The 14,728-nt window shown below is 69.7% G+C and carries 16 protein-coding genes; 6 read left to right on the top strand and 10 right to left on the bottom strand.

Features of this window, described 5'->3' with window-relative positions; translation table 11 throughout:
- Positions 1 to 64 precede the first annotated feature (64 nt).
- The 5 genes from AB0I53_RS30685 to AB0I53_RS30665 form a co-directional block, all read right to left on the bottom strand.
- On the bottom strand, positions 65 to 241 hold the full coding sequence (locus tag AB0I53_RS30685; protein WP_358610571.1) for an SUMF1/EgtB/PvdO family nonheme iron enzyme: 177 nt from the start codon (positions 239 to 241) through the stop codon (positions 65 to 67).
- Between the two features lie 398 nt (positions 242 to 639).
- Complete coding sequence (locus tag AB0I53_RS30680; protein WP_358610568.1) at positions 640 to 987, bottom strand: YciI family protein; 348 nt, start codon at positions 985 to 987, stop codon at positions 640 to 642.
- 46 nt (positions 988 to 1,033) lie between these two features.
- The gene (locus tag AB0I53_RS30675; RefSeq protein ID WP_358610565.1) at positions 1,034 to 1,936 is read right to left on the bottom strand and encodes a virginiamycin B lyase; all 903 of its coding nucleotides are present in this window, start codon (positions 1,934 to 1,936) and stop codon (positions 1,034 to 1,036) included.
- Entirely contained in the window at positions 1,933 to 2,586 is a 654-nt protein-coding gene (locus tag AB0I53_RS30670) for a CatB-related O-acetyltransferase (RefSeq protein ID WP_358610562.1), read from the bottom strand. The genes AB0I53_RS30675 and AB0I53_RS30670 overlap by 4 nt, the downstream gene beginning before the upstream one ends.
- Complete coding sequence (locus AB0I53_RS30665; protein WP_358610559.1) at positions 2,576 to 3,568, bottom strand: GNAT family N-acetyltransferase; 993 nt, start codon at positions 3,566 to 3,568, stop codon at positions 2,576 to 2,578. The genes AB0I53_RS30670 and AB0I53_RS30665 overlap by 11 nt, the downstream gene beginning before the upstream one ends.
- Before the next feature lie 152 nt (positions 3,569 to 3,720).
- Between AB0I53_RS30665 and AB0I53_RS30660 the strand changes: the two genes are divergently transcribed.
- Entirely contained in the window at positions 3,721 to 6,405 is a 2,685-nt protein-coding gene (locus AB0I53_RS30660) for an AAA family ATPase (protein WP_358610556.1), read from the top strand.
- A 232-nt stretch (positions 6,406 to 6,637) separates the two neighbouring features.
- On the opposite strand, the gene AB0I53_RS30655 is transcribed toward AB0I53_RS30660, so the two are convergent.
- A complete protein-coding gene (locus AB0I53_RS30655; protein WP_358610553.1) occupies positions 6,638 to 7,300 on the bottom strand; it encodes an NAD(P)H-binding protein in 663 nt (220 codons plus the stop codon).
- Positions 7,301 to 7,322: 22 nt separating this feature from the next.
- Positions 7,323 to 8,372 carry an NAD(P)-dependent alcohol dehydrogenase gene (locus AB0I53_RS30650; RefSeq protein ID WP_358610550.1) on the bottom strand — a complete coding sequence of 350 codons (1,050 nt, stop codon included), beginning with the start codon at positions 8,370 to 8,372 and terminating at the stop codon, positions 7,323 to 7,325.
- Positions 8,373 to 8,471: 99 nt separating this feature from the next.
- Here AB0I53_RS30650 and AB0I53_RS30645 point away from each other — a divergent pair, with 99 nt between their 5' ends.
- Positions 8,472 to 9,110 carry a TetR/AcrR family transcriptional regulator gene (locus AB0I53_RS30645; protein WP_358610547.1) on the top strand — a complete coding sequence of 213 codons (639 nt, stop codon included), beginning with the start codon at positions 8,472 to 8,474 and terminating at the stop codon, positions 9,108 to 9,110.
- Positions 9,111 to 9,190: 80 nt separating this feature from the next.
- Here the strand turns inward: AB0I53_RS30645 and AB0I53_RS30640 are convergent, their stop codons facing one another.
- The gene (locus tag AB0I53_RS30640) at positions 9,191 to 9,697 is read right to left on the bottom strand and encodes an Rrf2 family transcriptional regulator (RefSeq protein ID WP_358610544.1); all 507 of its coding nucleotides are present in this window, start codon (positions 9,695 to 9,697) and stop codon (positions 9,191 to 9,193) included.
- 92 nt (positions 9,698 to 9,789) lie between these two features.
- Here AB0I53_RS30640 and AB0I53_RS30635 point away from each other — a divergent pair, with 92 nt between their 5' ends.
- Positions 9,790 to 10,908, top strand: coding sequence for an NADH:flavin oxidoreductase (locus AB0I53_RS30635; RefSeq protein ID WP_358610541.1), 1,119 nt, complete (start codon positions 9,790 to 9,792; stop codon positions 10,906 to 10,908).
- A 102-nt stretch (positions 10,909 to 11,010) separates the two neighbouring features.
- Here the strand turns inward: AB0I53_RS30635 and AB0I53_RS30630 are convergent, their stop codons facing one another.
- Positions 11,011 to 11,226, bottom strand: a complete 216-nt coding sequence (locus tag AB0I53_RS30630; RefSeq protein WP_358610538.1) for a hypothetical protein — start codon at positions 11,224 to 11,226, stop codon at positions 11,011 to 11,013.
- 469 nt (positions 11,227 to 11,695) lie between these two features.
- Here AB0I53_RS30630 and AB0I53_RS30625 point away from each other — a divergent pair, with 469 nt between their 5' ends.
- The gene (locus tag AB0I53_RS30625; protein WP_358610535.1) at positions 11,696 to 12,832 is read left to right on the top strand and encodes a magnesium and cobalt transport protein CorA; all 1,137 of its coding nucleotides are present in this window, start codon (positions 11,696 to 11,698) and stop codon (positions 12,830 to 12,832) included.
- Between the two features lie 247 nt (positions 12,833 to 13,079).
- Here the strand turns inward: AB0I53_RS30625 and AB0I53_RS30620 are convergent, their stop codons facing one another.
- Positions 13,080 to 13,265 carry a hypothetical protein gene (locus AB0I53_RS30620; RefSeq protein ID WP_358610533.1) on the bottom strand — a complete coding sequence of 62 codons (186 nt, stop codon included), beginning with the start codon at positions 13,263 to 13,265 and terminating at the stop codon, positions 13,080 to 13,082.
- Between the two features lies 1 nt (position 13,266).
- Here AB0I53_RS30620 and AB0I53_RS30615 point away from each other — a divergent pair, with 1 nt between their 5' ends.
- The gene (locus tag AB0I53_RS30615; RefSeq protein WP_358610530.1) at positions 13,267 to 13,986 is read left to right on the top strand and encodes a DUF5753 domain-containing protein; all 720 of its coding nucleotides are present in this window, start codon (positions 13,267 to 13,269) and stop codon (positions 13,984 to 13,986) included.
- A gap of 1 nt (position 13,987) precedes the next feature.
- Positions 13,988 to 14,344, top strand: a complete 357-nt coding sequence (locus AB0I53_RS30610) for a DUF397 domain-containing protein (RefSeq protein ID WP_358610527.1) — start codon at positions 13,988 to 13,990, stop codon at positions 14,342 to 14,344.
- Positions 14,345 to 14,728 lie beyond the last annotated feature (384 nt).

Raw genomic sequence — 14,728 nt, 5'->3', positions numbered from 1 at the left:
TCAACCGATCGGCCAGGAAAAGCGGTCCGGCGTCTCATACTTTCGGCCTAAGTTTCGGCGTGCGTCATCCGTCCCTGGCGGTGCGGAATCCGGTGTTGCCGCTGGTGGAGTCGGGAGTGTTGCTGGTGCGGGCGGCATCGTGGGTGGTGCTCCACCGGTCGGCGCACCATTCCCAGACGTTGCCCGCCATGTTGTGCAGCCCGTACCCGTGGCCCAGTAGGCGCCTTGCACACCGCACCACCACGGGACGCTGTCCGGGCGGGGAGCACCGCGACGCAGCGTGGCGCTCAGGAACCCGGCGAACACGTAGGACCAGCCGAACCGCTCGGCCTCGGTGACGTAACCAGTCGCGGCGACAGCTCGCGCTGGTCGCCGCGGGCGCGGGCGTCACCATCTGCAGCGCACTGCACGCCAACCTCATCCGCCGCGGCACCCGCGCGGTGCACATCGACCGGTGCGATCTGCGCGCGACGCTCTGGTTCGCCCATCGGCGGTGGCCGCTCCCGGTCTCGGTCGCGACCTTGGTCGAAACCGTCCGGGAACACACCGAACGCGACGACGCGAACGCGGAGTGATCGCCGCGTTCGCCCGGCCGCATCCCTGCCGCCGCCGGACCGGCCGGCAGGGATGCAGTTCGACTCAGGCGGATTCGAGGACCGGGCGGATTTCGATCGTCTCCGGGGTGGGCAGGCCCTTGGCCAGTTCGACGGCTTCCTCGCGGTCCGCCACCTCGACCACGAACCAGCCGCCGAGCGTCTCCTCGCCGCCATGCGCGGGCCCCTCGGTGACCGCCGACGATCCATCGGCCGCCGTGCGCACGGTCACCGGGGTGGTGCGCTCCGTTTCGAGGGCCTCGCCGCCGGCCAGCTTGCCCGCCGTCGCGACCTGACCGATCCAAGCCTCGTACGCCTTGCGGTAAGCGTCCCGGTCGGCCTGGATCCGGCGGCGCGACTCATCCGTCTCGAAGATCACGAGTGCGTATTTCATGGGTGTTCCTCTCTATCGACCGCGTGGAATTGCGGGAAGTCGTTGTTCAGCGGCGGGTTTCGGGCGTGGCGATCCGGGCGAGGGCACCGATTTCCAGCGCCGTCCACAGTGCACCGTCCGGGCCGAGGGCGATGCCGTGCGGTTCCGAGCCGGGCGCGGGCAGCTCGTGCACCTCGATGACGCCTTCGGCGGTGATCGAGCCGACCCGGCCGGCGCCCCACTCGGTGAACCACATCGCCCCATCCGGACCGGCGGTGATGGCGTGCGGCCGCGCGGCGCGGTCGGGCAGCGGGAACTCATCGATCCGGCCGTCGACGCCGATCCGGCCGATCTGGCCCGCGCCGATCTCGACGAACCAGATCGCGCCGTCCGGGCCCGCCGCGATCCCTACCGGCCCGGCGGCCTCGGTCGGCAGCGGGTGGATCGCGACCTCGCCGTCCAGGCCGATCCGCCCGATCGCGTTGGCCATGTTCATGGTGAACCACATCGCGCCGTCGGCACCGGCGGTGATCGCGGACGGGAACGCGCCGGCAATCGGCAGCGGGAACTCCCGCACCTGGCCGTCCGGCGTGATCCGGCCGATCTGGTTCGCGGCCGTTTCGGTGAACCACATCGCGCCGTCCGGCCCGGCGACCAGGCCGTACGGCCCGGATTCCGCCGTGGGCAGCTCGAACTCGGCGATCTCACCTGCGGTGGTGATCCGGCCGATCCGGTGCGCCTGGTATTCGGTGAACCAGAGCGCCCCGTCCGGGCCACCGACGATGATCGTCGGTCCGCTGTCCGGGGCGAGCCGGTGGCCGGTGGGCTCGCCGCCCGGTTCCAGCCTGCCGATCCGGCCGCTGCGGACCATGGTGAACCACAACGCGCCATCTGGTCCGGTCGTGATCGCATACGGTCCGCCTGCCTCGTCGGAGACGGCGTGCTGCTCGATCTGCACGGTCGATGTCATGCGACCTCCTCTTCCTGCTGCTGCGCGATGCGTTCGATGTCGGCGGGAGTGCCCGCCATGATCATCCGGGCATGCTCGGTGACGAGTTCGACGGGCCAGTCCCACCACGCGGCGCGGAGCAGCCGCTCGACGTCGGCATCGTCGAAGCGCCGCCGGATCGGCTTGGCCGGGTTGCCTCCGACGATCGTGTAAGGCTCCACATCGGAGGTCACCAGCGCGCCGGCCGCGATGATCGCCCCGTCCCCGATCTTCACTCCTGGCATGACGGTCGCCTGGTAGCCGAACCAGACGTCGTTGCCGACGACGGTGTCGCCGCGGCTGGGCATGCCGGTGACGATGTCGAGGGTTCGCTCGGTCCACTCGCCGCCGAACATGGTGAACGGGAAGGTGGACACGCCCATCGTCGGATGGTCGGCGCCGGCCATCAGGAACCGGGTTCCGGTGGCGATCGCGCAGTACTTGCCGATGATCAGCCGTTCCGGCCCGTATCCGTAGAGCACGTTGCGGTGCTCGAAATCGGTCGCGCCGTCGGGGTCGTCGTAGTACGTGTACTCGCCCACGGTGATCTTCGGCGAACCGATCAGCGGTTCGAGGAACACGACCCGCTCGTGGGCGGGCAGCGGGTGGACGGTCGTCGCGTCAGGAATCATCGTGCAGTCCTTCCTCATCGGGCGGGGCTGATCCCGCCGGTCGCACGGACAGCCGGTATTCGTGGCTGCGGCGATGCGGGCGAAAACCCAGGCGCCGGTTGACGACGCACAGGTGGACGTCGTCCTCGGCGTGGTCGGTCTCGATCTCGGCGATGCCGGGGTGGTCGGTCCGCAGCCGCCGCACCATCGCGGCCTTCAGCCACAGGCCGAGCCCGCGGCCGCGGTGCTCTGGCACCACCGCGGTCTCGCGCTGCTGCGCCCGCCGGTTCTCGTCGGCTCGGATGACGATCTCGGTGTAACCGGCCACGGCCTTCCCGTGCAGCGCGGCGACGACCAGCAGGATGTCGCCTCGGTCTGCCGGCACCTGCCCAGCGTCCCGGCGCTGCTCGCCGGTGGGCATGTCGTTCACCGCGGCCTTGGCGGCGGCGAAGGTGTCGGCCAGGCCGTCAGGCACGGTGCCCGTCCACGAAGCCAGCTCGTAGCCGGGGCGTGCGGCGTCGGCCGCGCTGTCGTCTGCTGCGGACAGGTCCAGCGACAGGTGCAGCGAGGTCAGGACGCGCAGGAAGCCCCGCGCGGCGCAGAAGGCGTCACCCGGCCCGGCGTCGGCGACGCCGGTGAACACGCTGCGCCGGTTCTCCACCTGGGCGGCGAAGACCGCCTGCGCCAGCAGCTGCGAGCCCACGCCGCGGCGGCGCCGGTCGGGGCGGACGTGGAGTTCCAGTTCTGCCAGGTGTTCCTGCCCCCGGGGCGTGAACAGCCGCAGCCCGGCCACGCCCGTGACCGAGCCGTCCGGCTCGGCAGCCAGCCAGAGCAGCCGACGGCTGTCCGGCCTGGCGGCGGTGAGCCGGGCGTGCACCTGCTTCGGCGTCGGCGGCCGGTCCGGCAGGTCGTGCTTCAACGACGCGGCCATGACGGCGTGCCAGGAAAGTGCCTTCTCCGCCGACACCCAGGACAGCGGGAGAATCTGGATCGGGGACGGCAAGGCGGCTCCTTCGGTGCGCGATCACGAGAAGTCACGCTAGGTGCGTCGGTCTCCCCCGCGAATCGGGAACGATGACGTAATCGCCGGCCCCGCACTTGCCGCCCTATCAGTCGGAGATCCCGCGCAGATCCGCCTTGGATAGCCTGGCGTCCGTGCTACATGGGAGACAGGCAGAGCTGGAGACGGTCACGCGGCTGCTTGACTCCGCCCGAAACGGGGCCAGCGAAGCCCTGGTGATCCGTGGTGAGCCGGGCATCGGCAAGACGGCGCTGCTGGACGAGATCGCCTCCCGCAGCGGCATGCCGGTACTGCGCGGCCTGGGCATCGAGTCGGAGGCCGAGCTCTCCTTCAGCAGCCTCCACCTGTTGTTCCACCCGGTCCTGGCCGAACACCTGCCCACGCTGCCCGATCCCCAGCGGCAGGCGCTGGAGGGCGCTTTCGGCCTGAGCGCCGGTCCGCCGGCCGACCGCATGCTGGTGGGCCTGGCCGTCCTGACCCTCCTGTCCGGAATCGCCGAACAGGCTCCCCTGCTCTGCATCATCGACGATGCGCACTGGCTGGACCGGCCATCGGCCGAGGCTCTGCTGTTCGCCGCCCGCCGGCTCGGGGCCGAAGGCGTGGCCGTGCTGTTCGGCGTCCGCACCGGTGGCCTGCCCTTCCCCGCGCCTGGCCTGCCCGAGCTGCACCTGGACGACCTGTCGCCCGACGCGGCCGCCGCGCTGGTGGACGAGCGGGAACGCGGCCTGGAGCCCGAGGTGCGGCGGCGCGTTCTGGCCGAGGCGAGCGGCAACCCGCTGGCGCTGATCGAGCTGCCCGCCGCCCTGCGCACCGCCCAGGCGACCGACGTGTTGCCGCTCACCAACCGCCTGCAACTGGCCTTCCACGCCCAGACCCTCCGCCTGTCCGCGCCCACCAGGGCGTTGATGCTGGTCGCCGCCGCCGACGACACCGGTGACCTGGGAGTCGTGCTGCGGGCGGCCGCGAGTTCGGGCGCGGGCGTCGAACACCTGCCGCCGGCCGAACAGGCGGGGCTGCTGCGGGTGACCGGTCAACGCCTCGGTTTCCGCCACCCGCTGGTCCGCGCGGCCGTCTACCACGGCGCCCCGCTCGACCAGCGGCTGCGCGCCCACCAGTCGCTGGCCGATGCCGTGGCGGAGCCCGACCGGCGCGCCTGGCACCTGGCCTCGGCCGCCACCGGCCCCGACGCCCGCGTCTCCGCCGAGCTGGCCCGGACCGCGAAGCTTGCCGCGGCGCGCAAGGGTTTCGCGGCCGCGGCAGCCGCCTACGAACGAGCCGCGCAGCTGGCCGAGGACCGCGACGAGGGCGCTCTGCTGCTGGCCGACGCGGCCGAGGCGGCCATGGAGGCCGGCCAGCTGTCGCGCGCCCGAGCCCTGGCCGAGCGGGCCCTGCCCCACATGAGCACACCCGACGCCCGCCTGGCGCTGGTCCGGGCGCACGCCACCGCCGTGGCCGGTCTCGGCCTGCTGCACGAGGCGCAAGGGCTCCAGTTGGCGGAAGCCACCCGCTTGGCCGAGACCGACCCGCGCCAGGCGGTCGCCATGATGCTGGACGCCCTGCACACCACCTGGTTCTCCGCCGATCGCGAGCTGATCGCCGCCACCGCCGCCCAGATCGATCGCCTCCACCTGCCCGACGACGATCCCGCCTGGCCGGTCCTGCAGCTGCAGCGCTGGCTGACCGCCCTGGCGATGGGCGCGGACACCGAGCGCCTGCCCGAACTCGCCAAGGTGATCGCGCAGGTCGCCGAGTCGCCCGCACGCGATGCCAGGGACCTGCTCATGACCTGCGGCATCGCCCTGATGGGCGGCCTGGACCGGCAGGCGCTGGAATTGGCCGCGCGGGTGTCCGCCGACGCCCGCGACCAGGGCCGGGCGGGCATCATGCCCTCCGCCCTGTACTACATGGCGATCGCCCAGACCTTCCTCGGCCACCACCGCAGCGCGATGACCAGCGCGGCCGAGGCGCTCGACATCGCCGAGGCCACCGGCCAGCACCATTGGGCCAGCCACGCCGCCGGCACGCAGGCCTACCTGCTGGCCATCCGGGGTGCGCAGGACGATTGCCGTCGCCTGGCCGGACGTGCGCTGGAGTACGAGGGCGGCGGGGTGCACCGGGCCCGGTGGGCGCTGGGCCTGCTGGAGCTGGGCTGCGGCAGAGCGCAGGAAGCGCTCGACGAGCTGATGGCCCTGTACGACGGCACCGCTCAGCACCAACTGCCCGCCGAATACAGCCTGCCCGACCTGGTCGAAGCCGCGGTGCGGCTCGGCCGCCACCAGCTGGCGGCCGAGGCGCTGGCCCGTTTCGAGCGGGTGGCCCGACGGGCTCCGGAGCCGGCGGTCGAGGCGCTGCTGCACCGCTGCCGCGCCCTCCTGTCCCCAGCGGAACACACCTTCACCCGGGCTCTGCAGCTACACGAGCGCGACAGCCGCGGCTTCGAGCACGCCCGCACCCGGCTCCTGTACGGCGAGTGGCTCCGCCGGTCACGCCGCAAAACCGAGGCACGCGAGCAACTCGCGGCTGCCCTGGAGATCTTCGACCAGATCGACGCACGGCCGTGGGCCGAGCGCACGCACGGCGAACTGACCGCGGGCGGCGCGGCCACGGCGGCGCGGCGAGGACCCGGCGTGCTGGCACTGCTCACCCCGCAGGAGCTGCAGATCGTCAGGCTCGCGGCGCAAGGGCTGTCCAACCGGGACATCGCAGCCCAGCTGTTCCTCAGCCCGCGAACGGTCGGCCACCACCTCTACCGGGCCTACCCCAAGCTGGGCGTCAGATCGCGCCGCGAACTCGCCGCAGTCGTGCAGCCGGATGGCTGAAGCCGCGTCGTACGTCGGCCTGAAAAGGCCCGCTGCCCAACGCTTTGCGCCGGACAGCGGGCTCTCGCGCCGTCAGCGATGACCGGATTCGCCCTCGGTCTCCACAAGGGACAGTCACCTGCCGCTTTCACGCCATCATCGGCACGCCGCGCACGGCACGTCGCAACCTCACCTGGCGGCGGCATGGGACGGAGAGGGCTCCGTCATCCATGCCGCCGCCGGGTTCGGCGGGTCACGCTCCTGGGCGCCGGGCCAGCTCGGTGACGGCGTCGGCGACCGGCGTGGGGCCGTCGGTGAGCTCGACGATCATCCGGTTGAGCTCGGGCTCGCTCAGCGCAGCCGCGATGAATCCCGCGACGTCGTCGCGGTGTACGGAGCCGTACTCGATCGCGGCGCCGGCCGTCACGCGGCCGGTTCCGGGATCGTCGAGCAGCTGCCCGGGGCGCACGATGAGCCAGTCCAGATCGGTGCGGGCCAGGTAGGCGTCGGCGGTCTTCTTGACCCGGATGTAGTGCTCGAACCGCTCGTTCGGCTCCTTGCCGCGCCCCGCCTCGGGGAACGCCGAGACCAGGACGAACCGGGGCACGGCGGCGCGAGCGGCCGCGTCCGCGGCCTTCTCCAGGCCCTTGCCGTCGATCAACGTGGTCTTGTCCATGCCGGTGCCGTGCGCACCAGCGGAGAAGACGATCGCGTCGTGGCCGGCGAACTTCTCGGCGAGATCGGCCACCGAGTCGGCGATCAGGTCGCCGTGGATCGGCGTCGCACCGGACAGCCGCACCGTCTCGGCCTGCGCCGGCTCGCGATGCATGCCGGTCACGTCGTCACCGCGCGCCGCGAGCAGTGCCGCGAGGCGCCGCCCGACGCCACCGGCCGCACCGATCTGGAAAACCCTCATGCGTCAGTCCTACTCCCCCGGCTCATGCGCCGATGGTGGCGGTGTCGATCACGAAGCGGTACCGCACGTCGCTGTTCTCGACGCGCTCGTAGGCCGCGTTGACCTGGTCGGCGGAGATCAGCTCGATCTCCGCGCCGATGCCGTGCTCCGCGCAGAAGTCCAGCATCTCCTGGGTCTCGGCGATCCCGCCGATCATCGACCCGGCCAGCACCTTGTTACCACCCAGCAGCGAGAACGCGTTGTAGGACAGCGGTTCACCGGGAGCCCCGACGTTGACCATCGCGCCGCCCACCCGCAGCAGCCCGAGGTAGGCGTCGATCGGGAGCTTCGCCGAGACCGTGTTGAGGATGAGGTCGAAACGCCCCGCCAGCGCCTCGAAGGTCGTCTCGTCACTGGTCGCGAAGTAGTCGGTCGCGCCGAGCCGCAGGCCGTCCTCCTGCTTCTTCAGGCTCTGGCTGAGCACCGTCACCTCGGCCCCCATCGCTGCGGCCAGCTTCACCGCCATGTGCCCCAGCCCGCCGAGCCCGATCACGGCGACCTTCTTGCCCGGGCCCGCGCCCCACTGGCGAAGCGGCGAGTAGGTGGTGATGCCCGCGCACAGCAGCGGCGCGGCGACGTCCAGCTCGATGCCGTCCGGGATCCGGCACACGAAGGCGTCCTTCACCACGACCTGCCGGCTGTAGCCGCCGTAGGTGTTCTCGCCGTCGAAGCCGACGCCGTTGTAGGTCTGGACGTTGCCCTTGACGCAGAACTGCTCGCTTCCGGCCCTGCAGTACTCGCACTCGCCGCAGGAGTCGACCATGCAGCCGACCCCGACCCGGTCGCCGACCTGGTACTTCGTCACGGCCGAACCGACCGCGGCGACCACGCCCGCGATCTCGTGCCCGGGAACCATCGGGAAGATCGCCTGACCCCAGTCCTCCTTGGCCTGGTGGATGTCGCTGTGGCAGATGCCGGCGAAGGCGATGTCGATCAGCACGTCGTCCGGCCGCAGGTCACGTCGCGTGATCGTCGTCGGCTCCAGGGGTGCGCCCGGCGACTGCGCGACGATAGCGTGCGTGATCGTGCTCATGAATCCTCCAAGGAACAGCAGTGCAGCAGGCCCCGATCATGTAAGAGGCCTCTTACATTGGAGACGTAAGAGGCCTCTTACATATTCCGAGCGGAAGATGTGATCCACGACATGGGCGGTAAGTACCACCACGGCGACCTCCGCGCCGAGCTCGTGCGCGTCTCGCTCGACCTGATCGCCGAGCGGGGCCTGGCCGGCTTCTCGGTGGCGGAGGTGGCGCGGCGGGCCAAGGTCAGCCCGGGCGCGCCGTACCGGCACTTCCCCGAACGGGAGAGCCTGCTCGCGGCCGCCGCGACCGCCGTCGCGTGCCAGCTCGCGGAACGCGTGCAGAAAGCCGTTGACACCCGAGAAGATCCCGTGGACGCACTCGCCGCCGCGGCCGGGGCTTACACCGAGTACCTCCTCGAACGCCGCGCGGGCATGAACGTCATCTACGCGGACGACCTGCAGGGCCCCAAGCACGCCGAGCTGCACGAGCAGACGCGACGGCTGACCGATCAGTTCCTGATGCTCTGCCTGGCCGTGTCAGACGGACCGCAGGAAGCCCTCGAACTGATGGAGCAGCTGTTCGCCCAAGCACACGGCTACGGCATGTTCTGGCTCGACGGCGTCTTCACCAAGCAGGGCTACTCCCCTGAGCTCGTCGTCCGGAAGTCCACCACGGCCGCGCGCATCGTGATCGAAGGGCACCGACACGCCTCGCCCGGCACTCCCGCGTGCTCACGAAAGCAGCCATGACCGATGAGCTGCTGAAATCATTGGGAGACAAGAGCGTTCGCCCTGCCGTTCTCGTTGCCGAGAACGGCAGGGCGTGAGCCTTACCGATCGGGCGTCGCGTCGAGGCTGCGCAGCTCGCGCACGCTCTCGGCGAGCGTGCGGTCGCCGAGCGAGTCGAGCACCGCCTGCTCGGCCTCGGCCGTGAGCGTGGCGAAGTACTCACCCGCGCGCGCGGTGACCAGGCACATTTCCTCCGCCTCCGGCGAGCAGGCCCACAGGGGCTTGTCGCCGACGGCGCAGCGGTAGATCTCCGCCAGCGTGATCTGGTCCGCCGGCCGCCCCAGCCGGGCCCCGCCGGCACGGCCCTTGGCGCAGACGACCAGCCCGGCATTCGCCAGCGGGACGAGCAGTTTGCGGACCAGGCTCGGGTTGGCGCTCAGGCTGTTGGCCAGGTGGGCCGAGCTCAACGCGGCGGAGTCGCCCTCGGCGGCGATCGCCAGGAACAGCATCACCTTCAACGCACGGGAGAACCGGATGTCCAACATGGTCTCCACCCCCGCCCGCCAGATCGGGATCGACGTCAGCGTCCACCCCAGAATAGCAACCATCACAGTTGCACTTCTCGGCGCTAAATGTATCTTTGACTTGAACACTTAAACGCGGGCGAGCGCCCGCAAGCACACGGCAGGAGATCGACACGGTGAGCACCCGCGCAGCTCAGGCACTGTCCCGCCCGTTCACGTTGGGTTCGGCCGAGCTGCCGAACCGGATCGTCATGGCACCCATGACCCGCCAGCTCTCGCCCGGCGGCGTTCCCGGCGAGGACGTGGCCGCCTACTACGCGCGCCGCGCCGCGGCGGGGACCGGCCTGATCATCACCGAGGGCACCTTCGTCGACCACCGGTCCGCCGGTTTCAGCGACGGCGTCCCCCGCTTACACGGCGAGCAGCAGCTCGCCGGGTGGGCCCGCGTTGCGGAGGCGGTGCACGCACACGGCGGCAAGATCATGCCCCAGATCTGGCACGTGGGGATCCAGCGGCCGGCGGGCGCCCCGCCGTTCCCGGAAGCCCCGCCCGTGGGACCGTCCGGGCTCGCGCTGGACGGCACGCCCGGAGCCGGCGAGGCGATGACGCTGTCCGACATCGACGACGTCATCAGCGCTTTCGCCGACGCCGCGCAGGCGGCCGAGCGGATCGGCTTCGACGGCGTGGAACTGCACGGCGCGCACGGCTACCTCATCGACCAGTTCCTGTGGGAGCGCACCAACCAGCGCACCGACGCCTACGGTGGCGACCTGCTCTCCCGGGCCAAGTTCGCCGCCGACATCGTGGCCGCCGTCCGCGAGCGGGTCGCGCCGGACTTCCCCGTCGTGCTGCGGTTCTCCCAGTGGAAGGCCAACAACTACGACGTCCGGCTCGCCGAGGATCCGGGCGAGCTCGAGGCCGTGCTGACCCCGCTGGCCGACGCCGGAGTCGACGCCTTCCACGCCTCCGGACGCCGCTACTGGCTGCCGGAGTTCCCCGAATCCGGGTCGGACCTGAACGTCGCCGGATGGACGAAGAAGCTCACCGGCAAGCCGGTCATCACCGTCGGCTCGGTCGGCCTCGACAAGGTCTTCGAGCCCGGCGCCCTCACGGGAGCCGGCGCAGCGGTGGAGAGCATCGAGCGGCTCGCCGACCACCTGGAGCGAGACGAGTTCGACCTCGTCGCCATCGGACGCGCGCTGCTCTCCGACCCGGAGTGGGCCGACAAGGTCCTCAACGACCGCCTGACGGAACTCGTCCCGTTCAGCAAGGACGCGCTGCAGACCCTGCACTGACGAGCGGATCCGCGGAAGGGCGGGCGTTGACGTCAGCCGAAAACGCCCGCCCCGCCGCACTTCGCGCCGCGCCGCCTCGATCGGCAGATAGTCCATAAAGGACTAAGGGAATCCCGGACGGAGGCGGGGCCGCGGTGTCGATCCAGACGATGCGTTCGGCGGCCACTCCGAGACGACCATCTCCACCCCTTCCCTGCTGCAGGCCCGGTCGTCCGCCAGCAGCCGCAACCCCTCCTCGGTGGGCCGCGACTTGCGCGCCATGCCGCCTTCGGGGTCGGGGAAACGCTCGACGAGTCCCCGCTTGAGCAGCGACGCCACCTGGCGGTTGATCGTCGAGGCGGAACGCCTCCGCGAGCTCCCCGAGCGACATCGACTCCGAGACCTCGAGCCGGGTGAACAGAAGGTAGGCGGACCGGTCCAGCCGCTGCCCGGGGCGGGACTGCCGAACGGACAGGTGATGCCTGGCGAACAGCGACAGCTCGCGTTCCAGGGACGACCAGCCGGAGCAGCCTCGCCGCAGGCCGCCGGAACCCACACCCGGAGGAGGACACCGCGTGAAATCCGACGTCCACTGCCCGTTGTGCACATAGGACTCTCCTAAGTGCACAGCGGACGACGGAAGGTACAGGCGAGTTCGGGGGCGGATGACGCTCGACGGGCAGACCGGCGATGAGGCCGGGCGGACCGGCACCAGCGGACCTCGGCCTGGACTGAGTAGGCTGGCCTCGATCGCATCCGCCGGGCGCTCGCTCGGCCCACGCATGCTCCGACCGCCCAGGAGGTCCTCGTGCCCGAATGGCGTCCCCTGCGCAAGCGCCCCCGGCGCACCCCGGAGCAGTCTGGGCCCGCCGCTCCCGAGCACTCCATGGACCCCCGCTCCGCCGACGAGCGGCCGCTGGCGGACCGGCCGCTGATCGACACCGCGATCTACCGCGACGGCGTCCGGACCGCCACCCCGTCCAGCCTCGCCGAGACCTACCGGCTGCTGCGGGACGAGCCCGGCATGATGGCGTGGATCGGGCTGTACCGCCCCGCCGAAGAGGAACTGCTGGCCGCCGCCGAGGAATTCGACCTCCACAAGCTCGCCGTCGAGGACGCGATCGTCGCCCACCAGCGCCCCAAGATCGAGCGCTACGGCGACACGCTGTTCGTGGTGCTGCGCGCCGCCACTTACGTGGACGAGGCCGAAGAGGTCAGCTTCGGCGAACTGCACCTGTTCATCGGCCCCAACTTCGTGCTCACCGTCCGCCACGGCCAGTCCCCCGACCTGTCGACGGTGCGCCGCCGCATGGAGGACGACCCGGATCTGCTGCGGCGCGGCCCGGAGGCCGTGCTGTACGCGGTGCTGGACAACGTCGTCGACGGCTACGCGCCGGTTATCGCGGGCCTGCAGAACGACATCGACGAGATCGAGACCGAGGTCTTCGAGGCGAACCCGAACGTTTCGCGGCGCATCTACGAGCTGTCCCGCGAGGTCATCGAGTTCCAGCGGGCGACGCAGCCGCTGCTGGCCATCCTGCGGAGCCTGGAGGCGGGCTTCCAGAAGTACGGCATCGACGAGGAGCTGCAGCGCTACCTGCGCGACGTCGCCGACCACGCCACCACGGTCGCCGAGCGCGTCGACGGGTTCCGCCAGATGCTCAACAACATCCTCACGGTCAACGCCACGCTGGTCACCCAGGCCCAGAACGAAGAGATGAAGCGGATGACCGAGGCCAGCTACGTGCAGAACGAGGAGATCAAGAAGATCTCGTCGTGGGCGGCGATCCTGTTCGCGCCCACCCTGATCGGCACGGTGTACGGGATGAACTTCGACTTCATGCCCGAACTCCACTGGGGCCTTGGCTACCCCTTCGCGGTCGTCCTCATGCTGGCGGTCTGCCTGAGCCTCTACACGATCTTCAAGCGCCGCAACTGGTTGTGAGCCGGAGCCCGTGCGGCGGGCGCTTACCGGGTGTCGCCGAACCGCGCCAGCAAGCCGCGTCGCAACAGCCACTGTATGGCCGCAACTACATCCTCCTTGGCTGGGCTTTTCTGGGCATACCACCAGTGGAACACAATGCCCAGAAAAGCCCAGCGAATGTAACCAGGTGAAGGCCATCGCTCAGAACGCCGAGGGCTGATGAGTCAACGCACCGGTGTTGCGTGATCAGGCGTCGCCCGTGGCCGCATCAGCGGTTGAACCACACCAGACGCGCGCGGATGCGGTTGCCGACGTTGAACCCGTGAAGCGCGCTTTCCGGTGCTGACAGGCCCATCCGCAACCCGCCGCCGACAGAGACGACCTCCACATGATCAGCAAAAGCCATACCCCAGGCGGCAATTCGTCCATCAACCCGGTCGCCGTACTCCTGCACTATGGCGAACAGCCGAGGCGCCTCATCAGCGACGGCCTTGCTCCGAGCCTACGGCGCGGACGTCGAGCACGTCGACCGCATGTCGTCGCTTGCCGCACGAACCGATCAAAGCACCTGGTGGGCACCGTTCGGCGATGTACTACCCAACTGGTTCAAGACCTTCGTCGGATTGGAAGGACTCGCCACCGCCGAGTCCACCTACGGATCGTTAATCCTGCCGGGCCAACTCCAAACCCCTGAATATGCCGCCGCTTTGCTGCAAGGCAATCTCCGAGTCCCGCCGATGGATGCTCCGCAAGTAGTCCGCGCCCGCATGGCCCGGCAGCGACTCACCGACGACACCAACCCGCTGAGGTTCCGCGGCATCATCGAGGAGTACGCACTCGACCGCATCATCGGCGGTCCTCAGGTCATGCGAGCCCAACTGGAGCACTTGCTCGAGTTGATGCGACGCGACAACGTCGAGCTGCACGTCATGCCGGTGAGCGTGCCCGTTCACGACGGACTTGACGGGGACTTTCTACTGCTGGACTTCACGGAAGCACAGAGCATCGGCTACATCGAGTACCCCACTGGCGCGATCTACGTGCAAGACCAAGATCAGGTTGCGGCATACAATCTGTCCGTAGAGCGGCTGTGTTCTGCCGCGCTGTCGGTGTCCGATTCCGCCGATGTCATTTCGGCACGCATCGCCACCTTGGGTACGAGTTCGGAGGACTGAGATGACCATCGCTGACAACCTCGCCTGGCGGACGTCCACCCGCAGCAGCAACGGCGAAAAGTGCGTCGAGGTCGCGCCAACAGCCGACGGCGTGGCAATTCGGCACAGCAAGCACCCCACCGCTGGCACGATCACCTTCTCAGTTATCGAATGGACTACCTTCGTCCGCGAGACATGCAGCAGCTTATCCAGCAACAACGGGGTCGCCATCGTCACCAAGATCGGCACGGACACGTTGGTCAAGTCGCTTCGTACTGCAACCGAACTGCGCTTTAACGAAGCCGAATGGACTGCCTTCGTTGCTGGCGCAGGAGCGGGCGAGTTCGACTTCGCAGGCCAACGCTCTCTGAACAGGTAGGACACCCGCGCAGGCCGCCCGACCCACAGCGTGGCACACGGATTGCACAACGCTCGCTACACGGAGGGTCGATGTCGTCGATGGCCCGAAGACACTACCTCCAGCCTTGAGGCCAGCACTGAAGATGTACATGGTGAGCTGACGTTGGTGGCTGACACGCGCTCGATGTTCGACGTACGTCGCCAACAGCGGTGCATCACGCTCCGTGCCCAGTGCCTACCACACTGCCATTCATGGCTACCAACGATCCACATGGCAAAACCCATCCGTGTCAATTCCGGTCGACTCTTGGCTCTGGCACGGTTTCCGTGATGGACCCGGGCGTTGCCCGCTGGCCACATAGTTGATCATGTACTCGGTGTGCTGATCTTGGAGTGCTCGGGG

It is taken from the genome of Saccharopolyspora sp. NPDC050389 (genome assembly GCF_040655595.1).
In the GTDB taxonomy this organism is placed as follows: Bacteria; Actinomycetota; Actinomycetes; order Mycobacteriales; family Pseudonocardiaceae; genus Saccharopolyspora.
The sequence above is the reverse complement of the archived record's forward strand: the minus strand, read 5'-3'. Positions and strand labels throughout refer to the sequence as shown.